The following is a 21373-nucleotide window of genomic DNA, read 5'->3' as shown; positions in this document are numbered from 1 at the left end:
CCGGAGCTGTTCGCTCTTCTATTTTATGAAGGGTTGCAGCACGTCACGTGCCAGCAGAAACCCGCGTTTTACCTTCTCGTCAGTTCCTTCAAAAAGCCTGTCTTCATGCTCGATAATGATTGGCCCGTCATATCCAGCGCGATAAAGCCCCGAGAAGAAATCCGACCAATCGACGTCCCCCAGGCCACACAGCCGCGGCACCTGCCAACCCATTCCCGCCGACATAATCCCATGCTCGTAAAGCCCGTCGCGATCCACCATCAGGTCCTTGGCGTGGACATGGGCTATGTTCGGGCCAAACTCCTTGATGAACCGGGTCTGATCGATGAACTGCCAGATCAGGTGAGACGGGTCGAAATTCATACCGACATCGTCGCCCCACTCTTCGAAAATCCTGCGCCAGATCCTGGGAGAGTAGGCAATGTTGTGACCGCCGGGCCATTCGTCATAGCTGAAGATCATCGGACAGTTTTCAAAACACAGCCGAACGCCTTGCCCCCGGGCATGGTCGACGACGGGCGAGATGATTTCCCGCGCCCGCGCCCAGTTTTCATCCACGTTCAGGGTCCTGTCGCCCCCCACAAACGTGTTGACCAACGGCAGGCCCATGACACCGGCCGCTGTGATTACCTTCTTGAGGTGCTCGATCACCTCTTCCCTGTGCGATGCATCCGCATGCAGCGGGTTCGGGTAATACCCTAGGCCCGAAGTTCCGATGTCCAGCTCGCCTAACGCATCAACAATTTCTTTGCCCTGTTCGGTCGTCAGCCCATCCACATTGATGTGGCTGGTACCGGCATACCGCCGCTTTTCGCCGCCCGAGGACGGCCAGCACGCAATTTCGAGCGCTGAGAACCCATTGCCCGCCGCCCAAGTGGCAACTTCCATCAGCTCGGTGTCTTCAAATGGCGCAGTCAACAGCCCCAGTTTCATGGCATCACCCTCAGATCTCGTCCAAATCGACCCAGCGGCTTTCGCGGGACGATTTCACGACAGCATCGCAGAATCGCATCTCATAATGGCCGTCTTCGAAGGTTGCCCACGTGCTTCCCTTTCCGCGCGCACCCGAGCAGATGTCGGCGTAAACGGCCCGGAAGAATCCGAAAAAACTGTCCGCAAATCCTTCGATATGGCCCGGTGGTAAAGACGCTGCCGATGTTCCGGCAGTATTCATCAGTGTGAAATCACGCATCAACACCTGGTTGGCGGCGTCACGACGACCGATGAACAGGTGATCCGGTGTTTCGCTGTCCCACGCTGCGCTGGCTTTGCTGCCCGCAATGTCCCAGACCAGAGAATTCTTGCGACCGATATTGATCTGCGATGTGGTCATCACACCCTTGGCGCCACCTTCATAGCGGATCATGATCGCCGAGGCGTCGTCCGTATCAATCGTCACGGTCTCAGTCGCGCCTTCCGCGCTCGAAAATGTCTCAACCGGTCCCTTTGGGCGCTGCCGTTCCGGCAAGAAGGTCGTCAAATCAGCGAAAACGGACGCGGCCTTTAACCCGGTAACGAAGCTCGTCAGATCGACCCAATGGGTGCCAATATCCCCGACCGAGCGCAGGGCACCGCCAATTTCGGCCTGCAACCGCCAATTCCAATCTGTAGGTTTCGCAAGCCAGTCCTGATGATAATGACCGGTCACAAAGCGGATTTCACCCAATTCCCCTTGATTGACCATTTCATGCGCCTGTTGGTTCAGAGGATAAAAGCGAATGTTGTAGCACACCGCGCATATCTTGCCCGAAGCCGCTGACATTTCCACCATTTCGGCAGATTGCCGACTGGTCATTGCCAGGGGTTTCTCACAGATCACATGCTTTCCGGCTTTCAGGATCGCCATGACCTGCGGATAGTGTGCCTGGTTCGGAGAAGTAACGTGGACCACATCCACGCTCTCATCTGCCAACAATGCCTCTAATGACGCGTACGCCTGCGCCACACCAATCTCGGCTGCGCGTGCGGCACCTCTATCTGCCGACGACCCAAGTACGCCGACCACCTGCACGCCCAGACGACGCAGGGCCTGCACGTGAACCGTCCCGATGAAACCCGTTCCGACGACTGCAGCGCGTATCTGTGAGACGTCAGCCATGATCCCCTCCCTCAGACAACCGAGTATCCTCCATCGACAGGCATACAAACGCCGGTGACAAACGCCGACGCATCAGAAGCAAGAAAAAGCGCTGTACCTACAATGTCTTCTGGCACCCCCCATCGCACCATCGGCGTTCGCGCTTCGACAGCATCTACAAAATCTGGATCTTGCCTGGCCCTCGCCGATTGTTCGGTAACGATGAACCCCGGAGCAATCGCGTTTACCCGGATGCCGTCCGAGGCCCATGCAATCGCAAGCGATTTCGTCAGTTGCTCGACACCGGCCTTGGAAGACCCGTAAGCCGGGTTCTGCGGCGATCCAAAGCGGGCGTACATCGACGCAATATTGATCACCCGACCCCGGCGCGCCAGCAATGCCGAATGCAATGCCTGCGCGCATCGCATTGTGCCGACCAGGTTGACATCCAGTACATGGCTGAAGAAACCCGGCTCCATTTCTTTACCGCGCCGTGTTATCGCCGCGCAATTGACCAGTACGTCCAGTTCATCGCGTTCCCGACCAAATGCGCGAACGGCATCTGTCTCGGTTACGTTGAGCTGCGTGTAGGGAAAACGCGCAGCATCCTCGGGCAGGCATTCTGCCTCTGCGCCCGTGATTTCAACTTCGGCACCGGCGCCTTTGAAGGCGCGGGCGACGGCCGCTCCGATACCGCCGCGGCTCGCTCCGATCACGGTCACCCGGGCGCCGGAAAAGTCGAACTCGGCAGCCGCAGTCACAGGATCACCCCGGTCGACGCATTGTTTCTTGCTGCGATCATTGCACTCCCCCGATTGCACCAAATTCGCAACTGCAAACGATTACATTTCAGAAAATTCGGCCTTTTCAAGAAATGAAATCGATTACATAATCGTCAACGTCAGAGATTCGAGTCAACTGAAATCTCACTTTGTTACCAGGGGCCATGATCCAAAAACCCGCCACTATTCAGGATGTCGCCCGCGTGGCCAAGGTTTCCGCGGCCACTGTCAGCCGTGTTTTGTCCAACCCCGACCTTGTCAAGAAATCCACTAAGGATGCAGTTTTGCAGGCCATCCAAAGTACGGGTTACAGGGTCAATCAGGCTGCCAGAAACCTAAGGATGCAGCGGGCGAACGCCGTTCTGGTTCTTGTACCCAACCTTGGAAAACCGTTCTATTCGGGCATCCTTGCTGGCATCAGCGAAGCTTTTTCAAGTACCGGGTACGCGGTTCTCATCACCGATACCGAAAGCAACCCAATTCACGATTCTGCACTGGCTGGATACTTCCTGGACGGCCGTATCGATGGGGCGATTTCGCTGGACGGTCAACTTTCCGAAACAGTGCTGAGCGAATGCGTTCAGGCCGGCGCCGGAGATCGCATCGTTTTTCTGTGCGAGTGGGTAGAAGACCAGTCGTTCCCGGCAATCAAAAGCGACAACGTCGAAGGCGCGCGACTTGCAATCCGTCACTTATTTGATCTTGGTCATCGCAAGATTGCCCATATTACCGGACCTCAGGGGAATGTTCTTACAACGGCGCGGCGTGAAGGCATGGTCGCGGAACGCACCCGGCTAGGGTTACCCGCACCGTCCGAATGGATCATTCGCGGTGATTTTTCGCTGGAATCCGGGTTCGAAGCAGCCTCTCGCATTCTGGCCATGCAGGATCGGCCCACGGCAGTCTTTTGCTCGGCCGATATGGTTGCCTTTGGTCTAATTGCAGGGCTGCAGGCCGGTGGTATTCGCGTACCCGAGGATGTATCCGTCGTTGGCTTCGACGACATCGAGATGTCGGAATACTACGTGCCGGCGCTGACCACGATACGGCAGGACAGGCACCTGCTGGGCCAACGTGCCGCAAAACTTTTGCTTGGCCGCCTTTCACGCGGTCATGGTACAAGCGAACCCGAAACTCCGGTGCCGGTCGAACTGATCGAACGTGCGAGCACCGCACCGCCCAAACAGTGAGACGGTATTCTATCCCGGCGCTCCCAATACCGATTGTTCAAGATCAATACTCACCCCAGTCATCGGGAAGGATTCGGGGCTCAACAAAAAAACCGTGACACGCGCGGCCTCTGCCGGCGCCAGTAGCCTGCCAAGTGGGAGGGATCGCCCTGCCCGCTCAGCCCAGTCCGGTCGCCCGCCCAAAACCTTTGTTTGCATTTCGTGTTCAGAGTCGGTGTTCACCCAGCCAAGGTTGATCCCGTTGACCCGTATACCATCACCCAGATGCGCATTGGCCGCATTTTTGGTCAGCGTCTGCAATGCGCCTTTCGAAGCCGCATAGATAGTCAATTCCGGCGCACCACAATGCGCATTCATGGACTGGATATTCACGATCCCACCGCCTTCACCGCGGGTCTGCATGTCCTTGATCGCTTCGCTCATAAGCAGAAACGGCGCGCGCGCATTGATCGAAAATATCCTGTCGAAAGCGGTAACAGTACCGTCCAAAAAACTCGCCCGTGTCGTTATTCCTGCGGCATTAACGAGCCCGTCGATCCTGCCAAACGCCTTCTGCGCAGCAGCTGCAATTTCGGCGCTGGCGCCTGCTTCCGCCAGATCTGCGACAACAGTCTTGACATCCACGGTGCCCGAAACCTCATTTGCGAGGGTTGCAAGACCGATCCGATCCAGATCGGTGGCCAGAATCTCTCGGACACCCTGCGCGGCCGCTTCGTGCACAATTGCGCGTCCGATACCCTTGGCTGCGCCCGTTACAATAATTGCCATATTCTCCAGCTGTTTGGTCACGCGCTCACCCGACCGGCTGGGATATTCTCTCTCAGGATAATCTTTGGCTCGATATGCTCCTGTGGCAACTGCACGGAACCCGACGCAATCGCTCCGAGCAGGCGAATTACTGCTTGTTCACCAATCAAACGAGCATTCTGATCGATCACCGCGTGGATCATGCCTTCGGCCAGCCATCGACGTGTGTCCTCGGTCAGGTCGTGTACAACGACAAAGGGACGGTCAGCTCGCGGCATGGTCTCCAGGGCTTGCACCAGACCTTTTCGACCGGCACCGACGCAGTAGACGCCCACCAGACTGGGCCGCGACCGGCTTAATCGTGTTAACTCCCGGTACAACCGCTCCCCGTCTTCGCCCGTTTCAACCGAAGGCAATAGGTTCAGCGAAGGATTGTAGGTTGACAGGCAGGTTCGAAAACCGGACTCGCGCTCGCTATGGCCATGATACGCATGGCTCCCAAAGAAGACCGCAATGTCACCTGTTCGATCTCCGACAAGCATGGCAATTATCTGCGCCGCGGTTCGACCGGCGATCAGATTGTCGACGCCAACATAACCTGACCTGGGTGTCGCTAGAACATCCGACGCCAGGGTGATCACGCGAATTCCAGCCTCACAAACCCGACGCAGAATGTCACGGCTTCGAGGGTCATCCGTGGCGATCACGCCAATCCCGTCGGTATCCGGTGACAATTCGTCCAACGCCTCGACGAGGTCGTCCGGACCAATACCTTTGAGCACTTTGATGCTGCAGCGTTCGACAAGAGGCTGCGTTTCGGCAAACTGCAGTATCCTGTCGGCGAGTTCCTGCATGAACGCGTTTCCACCGCAGGGTATTAGAAACTCCAGCCGCGCAGGCCGGGCCGGCAGCGCGACGATGCCCTCGGACGGAAGGTACCCCAATAGCCGCGCGGCACGCATCACTCGTTGCCGATTGGCCGCGCTGACACCTTTGCGCCCATTGAGGACACGATCTACGGTTGCTGTTGAGACCCCTGCCCGCCTGGAAACATCTGCAATAGTCGCGCGCGCCATGCGATTGGCATTCCCCGTTGATCAAACAATTGGCGAATATTGTTGCACAACCAGCGGAACGAGTCTCGGTTTTGGAACATCAATTTACATCAACGCAACCGCGCGTATCAGTTAAGACATCGTTGAAACAACGCCTTTTTCATTGCGAACCGCTGCAGCTACCGGTTTTTGATGTGATCTGATGGATTGTCCTCTTGAAGAGCCCGCCCGGACTGTCAAAGCTGATTGTGTACAACTGACGATGCAAACTGACCCATTGGGACAGAGGTTTGCACGGGAACCTTTCAACGATTGAACGATAATCGATGAACGACGTCACGCATGAAAAGGCAAAGCCCAGAACCGACCGGGATTACTCTCTGACTGGCGCTTCCGGCCGGTACGCCGAAGAGATCGGGCTTGCCGCGGCAGAGTGGTATTGCAGTGACGTACCACGAAAGACGATGAAGTCACTGATGAAGCGTCGTGACGCTCCGGCCCTGCGCGACTCGGCGCTTTGGATTGCCCTTCACATAGTTTTCGCGACTGGCGCCATTTACTTCTGGGGCACGTGGCTCTCACTGCCTTTCTGGATGGCTTATGGTGTGGTTTACGGTTCGGCCTGCGACAGCCGTTGGCATGAGTGCGGGCACGGTACAGCCTTTCGCACGCGCTGGATGAATGATGTCGTATATCACATTGCCTCTTTCCAGATCATGCGGAACCCTGTCAATTGGCGTTGGAGCCACGCGCGCCATCACACCGACACTCTGATTGTCGGCCGTGATCCGGAAATTGCCTGGATGCACCCGATCAATCTTACGCTGAAGGCCATTGCGTTTGTCGGAATCTACGAAACGTGGCTATCGCTTCGCGTTCTTTTTCGTAATGCTTTGGGTCAATTGTCGTCGGACGAAAGGAATTACATACCCGAAACCGAATGGCCCAAAGCCGTTTTTTGGGCCAGAATTCACATGCTGATCTACGCTGCGGTTCTGCTTACCTCTGTCTTTATGTTTGCCATCGGTATGGGTTGGAAATCCACAATCCCTATCCTGTTGATCGGAGGACCCAGAGTTTACGGATGCTGGCATTTTGTTATGACCGGTTTGTTGCAGCACGGGGGCTTGCCCGAAGACGTCATAGATCACCGCCTGAACTCCCGCACGCTTTACATGAACCCGGTCAGTCGCTGGCTTTATTGGAACATGAACTATCACATCGAACACCACATGTTCCCGATGGTTCCGTATTACTCGCTTCCGGCCTTGCACGAGGAAATCAAACACGATTTGCCACCGCCCAATACTTCGATCTGGGAGGCATACAAAGAAATGATGGGCGCGGTCATGAAGCAGCGATCGGACCCTGATTATGCGCTAAAAAAGACGCTTCCGCCGACTGCCAAACCCTACAAGGATGTGTTGCATAAACATGTGCCTGATCGGAACGACAACGTGTGATCAATCGAAAATCGGCAGGAGGCCGGAATGCCCTGGATCGAAGCAGTAGCCGTCAACGAAGTCGACGAAGAAGATGTCGTTCGCTGGGATCACGCGGGTCAGACTTTCGCGATTATCCGAAGCCCGGACGGGGAATTCTTCTGCACGGATGGGCTGTGCACGCACGAACAAGTTCACCTTGCCGATGGCCTTGTGATGGATCACGAGATCGAATGCCCCCGTCACAACGGAATTTTTGACTATCGGTCCGGTGAAGCCTTGCGCGCGCCAGCCTGCGACAAGCTTGGGACCTATGAGACCAAGGTAGAGGACGATAAGGTCTTCGTTCACATATCATAAGAAACCAAATGTATTCCTTTACCGTCCTGCGGGCTGTTGCGAAATTCAAACGACGTGAATAGGCGAAGTGAAATCCAAAATGACCTCAGGCCATATGACATGATCAATTTGACCACTGACGGAATCCGGTTGTCGTTCGACCCAAGTACCGGCCTGATCGAAAGTTTCGCAGTGCTTGACGACGGCACCGAGATTTCACCGCTGCATCGCGCCCCGTGGGTCGATACCGGCGAAACGCTTCCCGATGGGCTGGCGCCGCACATGTATACCCTTGGCGGAGATTTTTTCTGCGCTCCATTCGGGCAGGAAAAAGATGGGGCACCGTTACACGGCTGGCCCGCGAACGCCCCATGGTCGATCACGAACATATCCACAGATAATTTGTCCGCCAAGTTGGATCGTCGCGTTAATAATGCAGAGCTGACCAAGGAGCTTCGGCTTTGCCCGAACCACCCATTTGTCTATCAACGCCATACATTTACCGGCGGCAGCGGAGAAATTCCCGTCGCCAATCATGCCAATCTGTCGCTACCAAACGGGGGCCTTATTCGAACATCTCCCAAAACGTGCTGGATGACGCCCCCAGCTCCCCAGGAGGTCGACCCTGCGCGCGGCCGGTCCGGATTGGATTATCCATCATTCAGCACAGATCCGACACAATTCCCGTCGCATGACGGCACTGCGGACCTGACCCGATATCCCTGGTTTCCTGCGCACGAGGATTTCGTCGTCGGGATCGAGGCACCGGGGCACTTGCTGGGATGGACAGCCGTGACCCGACCGGTGGAAGGCGACGTATTCCTTTCGCTCAGACACGCTGCCTCATTGCCCATGACGATGTTGTGGCATTCCAACGGGGGGCGTGATTTTCCGCCATGGTCTGGTCGCCATTTCGGATGTCTCGGAGTAGAAGAAGGTGCCGCCGCGCATATTTTGGGATCAGAACGCGATATAGAGCTTTCCGGTCCGGAAGCGTTGAACCTTTCCCCGCACGCGCCTTCCGTCGTCACACATGCGATTGGGGCAATCGAATGGTCGACGGGGTCTGCCATTCAATCACTGAGCCTGAACGGGGACTATCTGGAAATTGTCGGGGAATGTGGACGAACCAGACGCATAGAATTTGACGCAAACTTCATTGACCAAGAGTGATGTACCCAGAAGTCATCGAACGGGTGCTGTCTTATGATCGTAAGCTATCTCACTACCAGATCACGTATACCGCTTGTTGACACTGGCTGATTGCCCAACAATCTTACGGTATGTTCGATTTGCTAGACCTGCCTCAAGAGTTTCACGAAAACCCTTTCCCCTTCTACGATGCCCTGCTTCAGAGCGCTCCGGTTTGCATGCAGCCGGACGGATCTGTTATCCTGTCGCGCCACGCTGATTTGGAACGGGTTTACAAGGACACCAAACTTTTCACCTCTGACAAGAAGGCGACCTTCGGACCAAAATTCGGCGAGCAGAGTTCATTGTTCGAACATCACACGACATCGCTGGTTTTCAACGATCCGCCGCTGCATACGCGGGTGCGTCGCATTATGTCATCGGCGCTCACACCACGCGCGATTTCTCGTCTGAAACCTGGCCTGATCGAGACCGTTGATCACTTGCTCGACTCGCTGGACGATCACCCTGATCTGATCGAGGATTTCGCCTCGCAAATCCCGATTCAGATCATTGGAAATCTACTGGACGTGCCGATGGACGAACGCGGACCTCTTAGGGACTGGTCTCTGGCAATCCTGGGTGCACTGGAACCAGTCTTGAGCGCAGAGCAGCTCGCTTCGGGAGAACGAGCTGTTGATGAATTCAAAGCATATCTTCAGGATCTCATCTCGCGCCGTCGCAAAGCCCCTGGCGATCCCGAAACAGACGTTCTGACGCGGCTCATCAACGGTGACGACGATGGGCAGTTGACCGAAATCGAACTTATCCAGAATTGCATCTTTATCCTCAATGCAGGCCATGAAACCACGACCAATCTTATTGGAAACGGCCTTGCTCTGCTGCATGATCAGCCAAATGCGCAACATGAATTGCGCGAAGACCCGAACCTTATCGATACCTGCGTTGAAGAGGTCTTGCGCACCGCGTCGCCCAACCAGTTTGGCAATCGAGAAGCGGCGGCGGACGTCGAATTTCATGGCGTTACCATCCCGCGAGGCACCAATCTTCATCTTTGCATCGGCGCTGCCAACCGCGATCCAGCCGTATTTTCGGCCCCAGACAAATTCGACATAAAACGTAAACCGAACCGTCATCTCGCTTTCGCAGGTGGTCCGCATATTTGCGTTGGACTCACACTGGCAAGAATGGAAGGTCAAATTGCATTGCGGCGATTTCTTGAGCGGATTGGGTCCTTCACCCTAACAAGCCGAACTCAGGGCGGGCGCACGCGATTCCGCGGCTACAGGGAACTCAAGGCGGAAATCACGCGTCACTGATGTGCAGCCAGGTAATCCGCGGCGTCAGGCCGGCAGGCATGGCAATCGCGCCCGCCTTCCGTTTTCGATATTGTCATTTGTTCGCGATTGTTTTTCGGCGCAGTTGCATGCGTTCATTGGCCTCGACGGTTCCATCATGGAATGACCCGAACCACTTGTCCCATGGCATCTCGAGAGAGCCGTAATTGCACTCAAAATACCGATGATGCATTTGGTGATGAAAGGTTCCCAGGGCCAGCCTGTTCTTGTTCTTGATCATCAAACCTTCAAAGCCTGTATGCGTGGTGACCGCTGTCAGCGTGTAGTATTGAAGATGAAAAATGATGTGCAGCGGATGCGCCCCGACCATGAAATGTATCAGCACTGAGCCCAAGTAGATCGCGTGTTCCGCCGGGTGCATCGATAGCCCCGACCATGGACCAACGTTAATGTTTCGGTGGTGTACCGAATGAATGTGTTTGTAGAGAACAGGGATATGGATCAAGCGGTGAATCCAATAGAAATAGAAACTCTCCCAGATCGGTATCAGCAGAAAGATTGCTGCAAACCAAATTGGGTTTGATGCCCAGGTTACGAGAGGGACAAACCCATTGGCCAACGACCAGAACATCAGCACTTCGTATGCTGTCCAGAAAAATACGCCTGAACCCAAAGTCCACAACATATTGTCGCGGACCTGCCCACCAAGGGTGAATTGCTTGCCCTTCACCATCAACGGTCGCGGATCGAATTTCAGCCGGTTTCCCTGGGCGGAGTACCTGTAGAACCACAAGTGCAAGACCCCGGCAACAAGGAGTATCAACAGGAAGTTCCGAATATAGATCTGGGCTATCCAGCTGATCTCAAGTGTTTTTGCCTCAGCCAAAGAAGGGCTGAACCAGACGTAGCAGACGCAGGCAATTCCTAGAATAATCAGCTTTTCCGAGATCAGCAGCCACGAGTCCCAGATCCACCAACCAATCTCGACAGGTTTCAAAGGCCAGGTGAACAGCGGCGACACCTTTATCGGCACCTCCGGCATGTGGTTCCAGCCTTTGAGTTTGGGTTCAGTCATCCTTTCGGTCCGGGTCTGGCCTGATCTTCAGTTTGGCACAGCTTTTGGCAGGTCTGCAGCAATTTCCTTCATTCGCATTTCGGCGGCTCGGGCGTGGCCTTCCATTCCTTCCAAACGGCTGATCCGGGCAGTTCTGGTGGCCAATTCTTCCGACGCAACGCTGTCGCATTTCTGCCAGGTCACCATCTTTATGAATTTGTGAACCGAAAGCCCGCCGGTATATCTGGCTGCCCCGCTTGTTGGCAGAACGTGATTGGGGCCCGAGGTCTTGTCGCCAAATGACACGGTCGTTTCTTCGCCCAGAAACAACGAGCCGTAAACTTTCAGTCGATCCAGCCACCAGTCAAGGTCTTCCGCCAGAACTTGCAGATGCTCGGGCGCGTATTGATCTGCGACCTGAGCCGCTTCCTCTCGGGTATCGCACAAGATGACTTCTGCCCTGTCTCGCCACGCGACACGTGCCACTTGGGCATTGGGTTCAGGCAAGCTGTCGATCAAACTTGGAATGCGCGCAACGACACCCATTGCTACGTCGCGGTCGGTGCTGACCAGCCAGACAGGACTGTCAGCACCGTGTTCCGCCTGACTGACCAGGTCCCAGGCCACCCTTTCCACGCATGCTGACCGGTCGGCAACAACCAATGAATCGGTCGGGCCCGCGAACATATCAATGCCGACCTTACCGAACAGCATTCTTTTCGCTTCAGCCACAAATGAATTTCCCGGCCCCACAAGGATATCGGCAGGCTGCGCTCCAAACAGTCCACCCGCCATCGCGGCAATCCCCTGAACGCCGCCCAGATTCAGGATCAGGTCCGCCCCTGCCAGATTCATCGCGTAGATGACCGCATCAGGAATCCCATTTGCATCGCGCGGTGGGGACACAGCCGTTATGTGAGATACACCGGCAACTTTGGCCGTCGTGATCGTCATCAGCGCGCTGGCAATATGGCTATACCTGCCACCCGGAACATAGCATCCCGCGCTGTTGACCGGGATCTGTTTCTGCCCCGCGATCAGGCCCGGCATCACCTCGACCTGGCAATCCGAAACCGAAGCCATCTGAGCTTCGGCAAAGCGACGAATGTTATGATGGGCAAACTGAATGTCGTCCTTTAGGCAACCCGGAACCCGATCAATTGCGGCTTGACGCGCTTTGTCAGGCACCACAATCTCTCCGGTCCACCCATCCAGTTTCTTGGAGTAGTCGCGCACCGCGTTCTCGCCATCACGCTCTATGTTCGCAAGCATGATCGCAACTGTGTCACGAATGTCGGCGCTCTCGGAAATCGGAACCGGTTGCGCCTTTTTCAGATAGGTGATCGCCATAACGCTGTTTCTTTGCCCAGACGGTTGATGCAGACATCTGCTTTCCTACCCGACAATCAGCGTTGCAACCTAGGTTCGGTCAAGCAACAGCACCAAGGTTTCGAAAAAGTCGGAATGGGTATTCTATTGTCTTTCAAACAGACAACCGAAAATCTGACGCAACCATTCTAATGTTCGCTTTGAAGTGTCCGAAAATCGCTCTCGAGCCATCGGTACCTGGCGCACATGGGATCGCAAAAATTCTCTTTTATCAGTTTGCTAAGCAATTTGTGAATGAGCAAGGACGTCGAAACCGGATAAATCTCGGCCGTAAACAGTGAAACCGTGCGCACGAAGTTCCGTCCCGGAAACGGAAGAACTTTGACACTGCCGTGAAACCGTTCTGCCCGGCGAAAGCTGGCTGCGGTTGTAACCGCCCAGCCACTGCCTTCGGCCACCAGACCGACAATTGACTGGTTGCATTCCAGCTCAAACCTGTTTGGCAAACTGAACTTGTTTCGGGTCAGCTGAATCTCGATTTGCTTTCCGATGGTGTGATCTCTGGAATACCGGAGAAACGGCAACTCAGCGTCCGAATCCAGAAGATCCTCGATCGCCCCACCGTAGCTTTCCGGCAGGATCACGATGAATGGATCACGCAACAAGGGGTATTCAATCAGGCCTTCGGTTTTACCTGCGGGTTGGGTTGCAACACCGGCATCCAGCTTGTGCTCTTGCAGCTTGGCAATGATTTCGTGGCTTGGTCGCGTGAAATGGCGAAAGTTGCATCTGGGCAGTGCGTGGGCAAGGCATCGAAACAGTTCAGGCGCGACCTGGTTGTCAAAATCGTCAATCAATGCAAGCCGCAGCGCGGTGGCATGCTGCCAGTTTCCCGAGCGAATTTCCGCCTCACCGCTTTTCAGAACCGTAAGGCCGTCTCGGACGTACCTAGAAAACACCTCTCCTGCCGGGGTCAGCCCCATGGGGCGGCGGCCGTGATCCACCAATTCGACCCCCAATGAGTTCTCCAAACTTCGAAGGTGATTTGAAACGGTGCTGATAGACAGCCCCGTCTCGGATGCCACCTTTTGGATGGATCCTGACTTGGCAATCAGTTGAAATACTTCCAACCAGCGCAGGCTAAGAGGTTTTGGCAATGGTGTCGTTCCCACTGTTTCTACTCTTTCGATAAAGTCGAAACAGAGATTGTGCGCCACGGCAATGCTAAACTTGCTTATCCTGTGCCGAACTACAGAGCTTTTTTGGAACGCATTAGTAAGATGCACACACAGGCGAACAGCTAACCTCGCACCTTTTCCATCTGTGGGTCGTATGGGGATGGCGGAATAATAGTTGCCGCCGATCTGTTGCCGCAGATGTCAATTTCCAGGCCTCCATCGTCTGGCCCAATGCCTTTGTCGACAAACGCAAAGGCCAGGTTCATCCCGGTTCGGTGCCCCCAGTCGCCGGATGTCACCGTGCCGACAACTTTGTCACCAATCATCACCGAGGCACCAGGATGAGCCGGAGCCTGAACCGCATCGACGTGTAGCGTGACCAATCGTTTTCGGGACCCAATCTGACGTCGTTCCAACAGGGCACGCCGCCCCACGAAATCACCTTTGTCCAGTTTTACAAACCGATCCAGACCCGTTTCAATGGGGTCATATTCCGTGATCAAGTCGGCTTTCCAATGCAAAAAGCCTTTTTCCATTCTCATGGACTCAATCGCCCGTGCGCCAAACAGTCCCAGGCCGAACGCCCGCCCCGCCTCCTCAAGCGCTAGGTAGGCCGCATAGAGTGACGCGTTGGGAATATGGATTTCATAGGCCAACTCGCCGGAAAAACTGACGCTCATCACCGTTGCCGGGGCAATTCCAATGAAGCACTCGCGCACGCTGAGCCACGGAAACGCCTCGGCTGACCAATCGCCGCGCGCGCAGATCGACAACACGTTCCGCGCGTTCGGGCCGGCCAGCACAAGGATCGTCTGCTCGTTTGTCAAACCGCGAAGGTGAACATCCTCGTCGGGCTTCAGATGCTGCGTCAGCCAATCCATGTCATGGAATTCGCTCGCGGCGGCGGATCCATACCAGACGCGGGCCGGTCCCCGGTCGCTGGCTGGCAGGTTTGCAACGGTGGCTTCTGCCTTGACCATTCCGTGATGGTTCAAAAGATAGCCCAACCCTACACGACCGTCGCGCTTGGCGACGTTTCCACAGATCATGCGATCCAGAAACGCGTGACGATCCGAGCCGGTCACTTCAATCCGGTTGAACCCATTGACCTCGGCCAGACCAACATTTGTCTGCACGTTCGTCACTTCGGACGCGACAATGTCGAACGTTTCGTCAAAATCGAAGCTCAAGGTCGGCGAGAAATCCGGATGAGGTTTGATGTAGTCGACACGTTCCCATCCATTGACCACGGTAAACTCGGCACCCGCAGCAGCAAATACCGGCGTCAGGGGCGTTGTCTTGGCCGGACGCCCTGCGGGGCGATGCTCGTGGGGAAAATGAAACCTGAATTCGTTCTGGTAGTCTTCGACGGCTTTCAGCGCGGTCAGTTCAACGTTTGCATGCCCTGTAAATCGGCGTGGATCGAGGCACCACGTGTCGTAACAGGCTTCGCCATGCACGATTTGTTGCGCCAACAGCCACCCGTGCCCTCCCCCTTCGCCCAGCCCGGCACGCAGGCCGATGATGCAGAAAGCGTTTCGTTTTCCGGGAATGGGTCCGATCAGGGGTGCTCCATCGATCGTATAGGTGATGGGACCGTTTACGACGGTGTGAATGCCGACTTCCATCAGCGCCGGCATGCGGGCGAAGGCCCCTTCCAGCACATCCGTCACCCGATCCAGATCGTCGGGGCATAATGCATTGACGAATTTTGGATCAATCCCGTCCATGCCCCAGGTCTTGCAACCCTGTTCATAGAAACCGACCAGCAATCCGTTCTTTTCCTGTCTGCAATAATAGTCGCTGATGGGACATCTCAGCAAGGGCATGCGATGGCCCGCATCCCGGATGGCCGGGATCTCCTCGGTCAGGAAGTACTGATGCTCCATGGAGGCGACCGGATGATGCACCCCCATCATTGCACCAACTTCATTCACACGATACCCGCAGGCATTGACGACGATGTCACAATCAATATCCCCATGCTCGGTTTGAACGGTCCACGTGTCGTCGCTGTGTTGGATCAACCCGATGACCGGTGTATTGCGATAGACCTCGGCGCCTGCCTTTCTTGCGCGCCGCGCCAATGCCTGACAAAGCTGCGCGGGGTCTATGTCGCCGTCCAGCGGGTCCCACAGCCCGCCGATCAGGTTATCGGTGGAAATCAAGGGGTGGCGGCGCGCGCACTCTTCGGCATCAATCACTTCGAAATGTACGTCCATGCCGCGCGCCATCGACGCGAAGTGGCGGTAACCTTGCATCTGCGCTTTGGTATTGGCCAGACGGATGCCGCCATCGCCGTGATGATAATTGATCGGGTAGTCGGGATCATCGGCCAGCTCTTTGTACAACCGGATCGAGTGAGACTTCAGCCCGACCATCGTCTGGTTCATTCCGAAATTGGTCACCTGAGCCGCTGAATGCCATGTCGTGCCGGATGTCAGCTCATTCCGTTCGACCAAAACCACGTCCGTCCAGCCCTCTTGCGTCAGGTGGTACAACGTCGAACACCCGGCAATTCCGCCACCAATCACAACGACTTTGGTCCGAGATTTCATCACGCGCGCTCCTTACTGCGTTACTTATTCTTGGGAAAAAAGCCTGCACCACAGCAACGGCGCATTCTCCGGTTTTGGAAAATCGAAACTGGGGTTTTGGAATTCGAAATGCGCCATTCTGCTAATTTAGAACCGCACCTACTTTCCTCAGGTGCGCGGATAACACCAGTGTATGCCAACTGCTGATACAGCCCGAGAAGGAAGCCGTAGGAGCGGTCCAATGCTGGTCCTGCCGACAATACAACATTCGATCGAGAGTTGCAGTTCCGGTGTAGAACGCCAAGGCCATTGAGGCGAAGAATGGGCAAGCATGTAAAAAAACCTCTCAAACCTCTGCTCTGGCAAGTGTTGGTCTGATGCAAAAAATGCCGTGATTGCCGGGCTGCGGCCCTAAACTGTTTAGTGCGATAGGAAGGCGCCCAACTTTCTGCCGCCAACATTCGTATTGCGACGGCGAACAGTGTCGATACTGTCAACAAAACGAACTCCAATGTCAGAGGTCATCATGGCAAACACCTTCTTTCAACCGGTTTCTGCGATGGAGCTTGCCCGCTTTGCCGGAGTTCCCACTTTCATGCGTCTCCCAAACCTGACCGCTGACCATGAACGCTATGATGAGGTCGAATTGGCCCTGGTCGGCATTCCCTGGGATGGGGGCACGACCAACCGACCCGGTGCCAGGCATGGGCCGCGTCAATTGCGCGATAACTCGACCATGATCCGGGCCATGAACCCGGTCACAGGGGTCAGCCCCTTCTCTCTGGTCAACTGCGCCGATCTGGGGGATGTCGCGCCCAATCCGGTGGATATTGACGACACTTTGCAGCGTGTCACCTCGTTTTTTTCGGAACTTGTCGCACAGGGCATCACTCCGCTCACAGCGGGGGGTGACCACCTGACAACGCTGCCGGTCTTACGTGCGCTCGCATCATCTGGCCCGTTGGGGCTAGTCCAGTTCGACAGCCACACCGATCTGTTCGACAGTTATTTCGGTGGACACAAGTTCACCCACGGCACTCCGTTCCGTCGTGCGATCGAAGAAGGTCTGGTCGATCCAAAGCGTTTCGTGCAGGTCGGCATTCGCGGAACTGCCTACAACACCGACGATATCGAATGGGGTGAGGCACAAGGCGTCCGCATTATCCGTGTCGAAGAGCTGTTCGACCGAGGCATCGACGAGGTCATGACCGAGGTCAGAGAGATTATGGGCACCCAACCCTGCTATTGCACCTACGATATCGACTTTGTCGATCCGACCTACGCGCCGGGCACGGGGACGCCTGAAATTGGCGGTCCCAACAGCTTTCAGGCGCAGCAGGTCATTCGAAAGATGTCAGGATTGAATTTGGTCGGGGCCGATCTTGTCGAGGTGTCGCCACCGTTTGATCCGGAAGGCGGTACAGCATGGCTTGGGATTTCACTGATGTTCGAACTGCTTTGCGTGCTTGCTCAGGCGGTTGACAATCGGCGTGTCACTTAGCGCTGACATTTTCCGCAATCATCGCGATCATCTCGAACATGACCGCTGCAGCTGTCAGTGCCGTGATGTTGTTGGGGCTGTCCTTGGTGGGCATCATGCAGACAACGTCTCCACCAACTATGTTCAGGCCTCGGGCTGCGTGCAGGATGCCTACAGCTTCATCGATATCGAACCCTTTTTCTCCGGGTTCCAGATTTGAAACCGCCGGTGCAACGGTTGGATCCAGGCAATCCAGATCGAATGTGATATAAATCGGGCGGTCACCGAGAACCTCGCGGGTTTGTGCGACCACATCAGCCAAACCGCGTTGGCGAAATTCGCGCATCGTGACAATGTTGTAGCCATAGTCGTAGGACGGCTGCAGCCAATCCAGACTGCGCGGATGTCCCCGCAACCCGATTTGCATGGAACGGGTGGGATCCACCTGTCCCTGATCCGCCAGATATGCGCCCCAGTGCGCAGCGGATTTACGGGCACCTAGGAAATGGTCGACTTTTGTAAAGACATCCGTATGGGCGTCGAGATGAAGAAAGCTGACGGGCTCTCCACCGGCCAATTTGCCGCCGCCCAGCGCCTGAACGATACCGCCGGTGATCGAATGATCGCCTCCGACGGACACGGGCCGCGCGCCGGTCGCATCAATGTCCTTGTAGAAGGCCGTGATGCGCTCGATGCAGTCTTCGTTATCGTTGGCTCTGGGAAATGGAACGTCGCCGACATCGGCAATTCTGGTGTTGTTCCAGGGATCGATCTGGAACAGCGAATGCACCCGGCGCTGGACTGCCGAGACGTGCCGCAAGGCCCGAGGGCCGAGATGCTGATCCCGCTCGGTCGTTCCGTTGCCTGTCGAATGCGGAACTCCGACCAGCGCGATATCCTGCCCTTCTGGCCCCGTGTGCGGGCATCGAAACAACGTCGGCACGCCCCACCAATACAGATTGTCCATCATGGATTGTTCGTATTTGTCAGCCATGCCCTGCCTCCGAAAAGAAAACGCCCCCGGCTGTGCCGAGGGCGTTTGAGCCATCAGATTTTCTCGTCTTCGCGCCGGAAGGCACCTTGCACGATCCGGTCGATGACCATGGCGCAGAACAGGATGGCAAAACCGCCCAGCAGGCCCGGACCCTTGGCTGCGTATTGTAACGCCTCGAGGATCTCCTTGCCGAGTCCGCCGCCACCGATCAGCGAGATGATCACGACCATCGACAGGCACATCAGAATGGTCTGGTTAACCCCGGTCATGATGGATGGCAGAGCCAATGGGATTTCGACATCTTTCAGCAACTGCCATTTCGATGCACCAAAGGCGACGGCCGCCTCCTTGATGCTTTCTGGCACGCCACGCATGCCCAGCGCTGTCAGGCGGATAACCGGCGGCATCCCGAAGATGATCGTCGCCAGAATGCCCGGCGGGTTACCGGTGCCGAAGAAGGCGATGATCGGGATCAGATAGACAAACGCCGGAAGCGTCTGCATCAGGTCCAGCACTGGTTCCGCCGCTCGATAGGCACGTTGAGATTTGCCGAACCATATCCCCAGCGGAATACCGAAAATCACGCACAACAACACCGCCGCACCAACCAGTGCGACCGTTTCCATGGCTACATCCCAATACCCAAGTAGCGCGATGTAGGCCAAGGAAGATGCCGTAAAGATCGCCACACGTGGCCCGGCAGCGCGCCACGCCGTTACGCAGATTACCAGCATGACAACCGGCCACGGAGACCCGATCAACGCAATGGTAAGCGCATCCAGCACCGATCGCACACCGGCTACGATCCCGTCGAATATGTCTCCACCAGCCGCTGCGGCCGCATCAATCTGCGCCTCCATCCAGCTTGCCACAGTCGAGAACAACGTGCCGCTGCCTTCGCCGAGGATGATCTCGGACACTTCCTGTTCAGGAAATGCATCCAGCAGCGGAAGCGAGGCGTTGACGGTAAACTTGTAAACAATCAGCGGCCCGATGGCGGCCACCAGCATGGCACCTAAAACGATGTTCCGCGTGGATCTGCCGCTTTCGGTGCTGTCCGGGTTAATCCGCCATTTCGAATACTGCTTTTCATAGATGCGATCCGCATAAAAACCCTGAACCAGTTTGAACACCAGCAGCATGAGCAAACCGGTGATCAGAATTCCGGCAGCCTCGGATTGCGCGGCTGCGGCCCGTTCAAGACTGGTATCAGCCGCCTTCTGAATATTCTCGGCCAGCTTGGTAAAGCGGTCGATATCGGCCTTTTCCGTAGAGTCTGCAGCGCGCGCCAGCAACTCGGCGGCGCGCTCCTGTTGACGTGCCGCCCTTTCGGCGAAGTCTGCTCCGGGGTTGCCCCAGGCGCCGCGACCGATCTGGACCCATGCGATGATTTCAAGGATCAGGAACGTCCAGAACATTCCCCAGATCGCGCGCGAGGCCGACCAGAATGGCCCCAGAACAGCCGCCCACAGGTTGAATGTGTTTGGGACGGGGCTGGTGGCATCATGTATCTTGTGGAACGCCTTGATATAGTAATCTCCGCTGGGACCTACGAAATCATTAATCGAACGGTCCAGCTCATCACGGTCCACTTCAATGTCAGAGGCGGCGGTGACCTTCAGTTCTGCAGTTGCATCAGTCATTTTTGCCCCCCTGGATACCGCGCAGCAGGCGCGGTTTTGACACTACTCCAACGTCACTGCCTGCGTCCGTGATGACCACCGGAAGGTCCGTATTCACCGCAAGATCAATCAATTGGTCCAGATCCGCGCCTTCATCCGCCCGCAGCGCGCCTTCCAGCGACCCTGAGTAGCTGTTGAGCGGCTCCATAATCGAATGCGCTTTGACAAGTTTGAGCTTGGATATGCCCTGAACGAACTCACGCACATATTCGTCGGCCGGGTTCATGACGATGTCTTCGGGTGTCCCGATCTGCACGATCACACCATCCTTCATGATAGCGATGCGGTGTCCGATGCGGATTGCTTCATCCAGGTCGTGAGTGATGAAGAGAGTGGTCTTCTTCAGCTGTGCAACCAGCGCCTTGAACTGATCCTGCAACTGTAATCGGATCAGCGGGTCCAAGGCAGAGAACGGCTCGTCCATCAACAGGATCTCGGGGTCCGACGCCAAGGCGCGGGCAATCCCCACACGTTGCTGCATGCCGCCAGACAATTCCTTGGGCAGGCGGTCTTCATAGCCTGTCAGGTTAACCAGACTCAGCGCATGGTCCGACACTGCCCAGCGTTTGGATTTTGAAACCTTTCTGATTTCCAGCGGGTACGCCACATTGTCCCGAACAGACCGGTGCGGCATCAACGCCATATGCTGGAACACCATCCCGATCTGCTGCGCGCGAATGCGGCGCAGTTCAGCTTCGGAAATCTTGGAGACATCTCGGCCCAATATCTCGATCTTGCCGGCGGTTGGCTCAATCAGGCGATTGACGTGGCGCACCAGCGTCGACTTGCCCGAACCCGACAGGCCCATGATACAGAAAATCTCGCCGCGCGGCACTTCGAAGGTCGCACCCTGAACCCCGACTACACAGTTGAATCTTTCAAGAACTTCCGGCTTTCCTATGCCTTCGGCCCGGACTGCGGCCATGGCCTCTTCAGCCCGCGCGCCAAAGATTTTCCAGACATTTTCCAGTTTTACGACAGGTTCGTCCATTTGTCCCCCATGAGGCTGAGCGCCGCCCGACATACAAGAAAAGGGC

General features: G+C 56.0%; 18 protein-coding genes. 6 read left to right on the top strand and 12 right to left on the bottom strand.

Annotated elements, in window-relative coordinates:
- Nucleotides 1-18: 18 nt before the first annotated feature.
- From AC2TEL_RS08710 to AC2TEL_RS08700, 3 genes are read right to left on the bottom strand one after another with little or no spacing between them, the layout of a single operon-like run.
- Nucleotides 19-933, bottom strand: coding sequence for a sugar phosphate isomerase/epimerase family protein (locus AC2TEL_RS08710; RefSeq protein WP_480843405.1), 915 nt, complete (start codon nucleotides 931-933; stop codon nucleotides 19-21).
- 10 nt (nucleotides 934-943) lie between these two features.
- The gene (locus tag AC2TEL_RS08705; RefSeq protein ID WP_480903227.1) at nucleotides 944-2098 is read right to left on the bottom strand and encodes a Gfo/Idh/MocA family protein; all 1155 of its coding nucleotides are present in this window, start codon (nucleotides 2096-2098) and stop codon (nucleotides 944-946) included.
- A gap of 11 nt (nucleotides 2099-2109) precedes the next feature.
- The gene (locus AC2TEL_RS08700) at nucleotides 2110-2838 is read right to left on the bottom strand and encodes an SDR family NAD(P)-dependent oxidoreductase (RefSeq protein ID WP_480843409.1); all 729 of its coding nucleotides are present in this window, start codon (nucleotides 2836-2838) and stop codon (nucleotides 2110-2112) included.
- 185 nt (nucleotides 2839-3023) lie between these two features.
- On the opposite strand from AC2TEL_RS08700, the gene AC2TEL_RS08695 reads away from it, so the two are divergent.
- Nucleotides 3024-4049 carry a LacI family DNA-binding transcriptional regulator gene (locus AC2TEL_RS08695; RefSeq protein ID WP_480843410.1) on the top strand — a complete coding sequence of 342 codons (1026 nt, stop codon included), beginning with the start codon at nucleotides 3024-3026 and terminating at the stop codon, nucleotides 4047-4049.
- A 9-nt stretch (nucleotides 4050-4058) separates the two neighbouring features.
- Here the strand turns inward: AC2TEL_RS08695 and AC2TEL_RS08690 are convergent, their stop codons facing one another.
- Nucleotides 4059-4838, bottom strand: a complete 780-nt coding sequence (locus AC2TEL_RS08690) for an oxidoreductase (RefSeq protein WP_480903225.1) — start codon at nucleotides 4836-4838, stop codon at nucleotides 4059-4061.
- Complete coding sequence (locus AC2TEL_RS08685; RefSeq protein ID WP_480903224.1) at nucleotides 4835-5872, bottom strand: LacI family DNA-binding transcriptional regulator; 1038 nt, start codon at nucleotides 5870-5872, stop codon at nucleotides 4835-4837. The genes AC2TEL_RS08690 and AC2TEL_RS08685 overlap by 4 nt, the downstream gene beginning before the upstream one ends.
- Nucleotides 5873-6177: 305 nt before the next feature.
- On the opposite strand from AC2TEL_RS08685, the gene AC2TEL_RS08680 reads away from it, so the two are divergent.
- The 4 genes from AC2TEL_RS08680 (at nucleotide 6178) to AC2TEL_RS08665 (ending at nucleotide 10103) form a co-directional block, all read left to right on the top strand.
- Nucleotides 6178-7314 (top strand): fatty acid desaturase family protein, encoded by a 1137-nt coding sequence (locus AC2TEL_RS08680; RefSeq protein WP_480903222.1) that lies wholly within the window; start codon nucleotides 6178-6180, stop codon nucleotides 7312-7314.
- A 27-nt stretch (nucleotides 7315-7341) separates the two neighbouring features.
- Nucleotides 7342-7653, top strand: coding sequence for a MocE family 2Fe-2S type ferredoxin (locus AC2TEL_RS08675; RefSeq protein ID WP_480843417.1), 312 nt, complete (start codon nucleotides 7342-7344; stop codon nucleotides 7651-7653).
- Between the two features lie 99 nt (nucleotides 7654-7752).
- Nucleotides 7753-8805 (top strand): hypothetical protein, encoded by a 1053-nt coding sequence (locus AC2TEL_RS08670; RefSeq protein ID WP_480903220.1) that lies wholly within the window; start codon nucleotides 7753-7755, stop codon nucleotides 8803-8805.
- A 110-nt stretch (nucleotides 8806-8915) separates the two neighbouring features.
- A complete protein-coding gene (locus AC2TEL_RS08665; protein ID WP_480903218.1) occupies nucleotides 8916-10103 on the top strand; it encodes a cytochrome P450 in 1188 nt (395 codons plus the stop codon).
- A 73-nt stretch (nucleotides 10104-10176) separates the two neighbouring features.
- On the opposite strand, the gene AC2TEL_RS08660 is transcribed toward AC2TEL_RS08665, so the two are convergent.
- The 4 genes from AC2TEL_RS08660 to AC2TEL_RS08645 form a co-directional block, all read right to left on the bottom strand.
- Nucleotides 10177-11157: a sterol desaturase family protein gene (locus AC2TEL_RS08660; protein ID WP_480903216.1), complete on the bottom strand. Its 981-nt coding sequence runs from the start codon at nucleotides 11155-11157 to the stop codon at nucleotides 10177-10179.
- A 27-nt stretch (nucleotides 11158-11184) separates the two neighbouring features.
- A complete protein-coding gene (gene hisD, locus AC2TEL_RS08655) occupies nucleotides 11185-12486 on the bottom strand; it encodes a histidinol dehydrogenase (protein ID WP_480843424.1) in 1302 nt (433 codons plus the stop codon).
- Nucleotides 12487-12653: 167 nt separating this feature from the next.
- On the bottom strand, nucleotides 12654-13637 hold the full coding sequence (locus AC2TEL_RS08650) for a LysR family transcriptional regulator (protein WP_480903214.1): 984 nt from the start codon (nucleotides 13635-13637) through the stop codon (nucleotides 12654-12656).
- 128 nt (nucleotides 13638-13765) lie between these two features.
- Nucleotides 13766-16201 (bottom strand): GcvT family protein, encoded by a 2436-nt coding sequence (locus tag AC2TEL_RS08645; protein ID WP_480903212.1) that lies wholly within the window; start codon nucleotides 16199-16201, stop codon nucleotides 13766-13768.
- A gap of 505 nt (nucleotides 16202-16706) precedes the next feature.
- On the opposite strand from AC2TEL_RS08645, the gene speB reads away from it, so the two are divergent.
- Nucleotides 16707-17681: an agmatinase gene (gene speB / locus AC2TEL_RS08640; RefSeq protein ID WP_480903210.1), complete on the top strand. Its 975-nt coding sequence runs from the start codon at nucleotides 16707-16709 to the stop codon at nucleotides 17679-17681.
- Here the strand turns inward: speB and AC2TEL_RS08635 are convergent.
- The 3 genes from AC2TEL_RS08635 to AC2TEL_RS08625 are packed head-to-tail and all read right to left on the bottom strand — an operon-like array spanning nucleotide 17674 to nucleotide 21327.
- Nucleotides 17674-18654 carry an arginase family protein gene (locus AC2TEL_RS08635; protein ID WP_480843431.1) on the bottom strand — a complete coding sequence of 327 codons (981 nt, stop codon included), beginning with the start codon at nucleotides 18652-18654 and terminating at the stop codon, nucleotides 17674-17676. The genes speB and AC2TEL_RS08635 overlap by 8 nt on opposite strands.
- Nucleotides 18655-18707: 53 nt before the next feature.
- A complete protein-coding gene (locus AC2TEL_RS08630) occupies nucleotides 18708-20297 on the bottom strand; it encodes an ABC transporter permease (protein WP_480843433.1) in 1590 nt (529 codons plus the stop codon).
- A complete protein-coding gene (locus AC2TEL_RS08625; RefSeq protein WP_480843434.1) occupies nucleotides 20290-21327 on the bottom strand; it encodes a quaternary amine ABC transporter ATP-binding protein in 1038 nt (345 codons plus the stop codon). Before AC2TEL_RS08625 ends, AC2TEL_RS08630 begins: the two co-directional genes overlap by 8 nt.
- Nucleotides 21328-21373 lie beyond the last annotated feature (46 nt).

The sequence above is a fragment of the Ruegeria sp. HKCCD9138 genome (assembly GCF_057220975.1).
The sequence above is the reverse complement of the archived record's forward strand: the minus strand, read 5'-3'. Positions and strand labels throughout refer to the sequence as shown.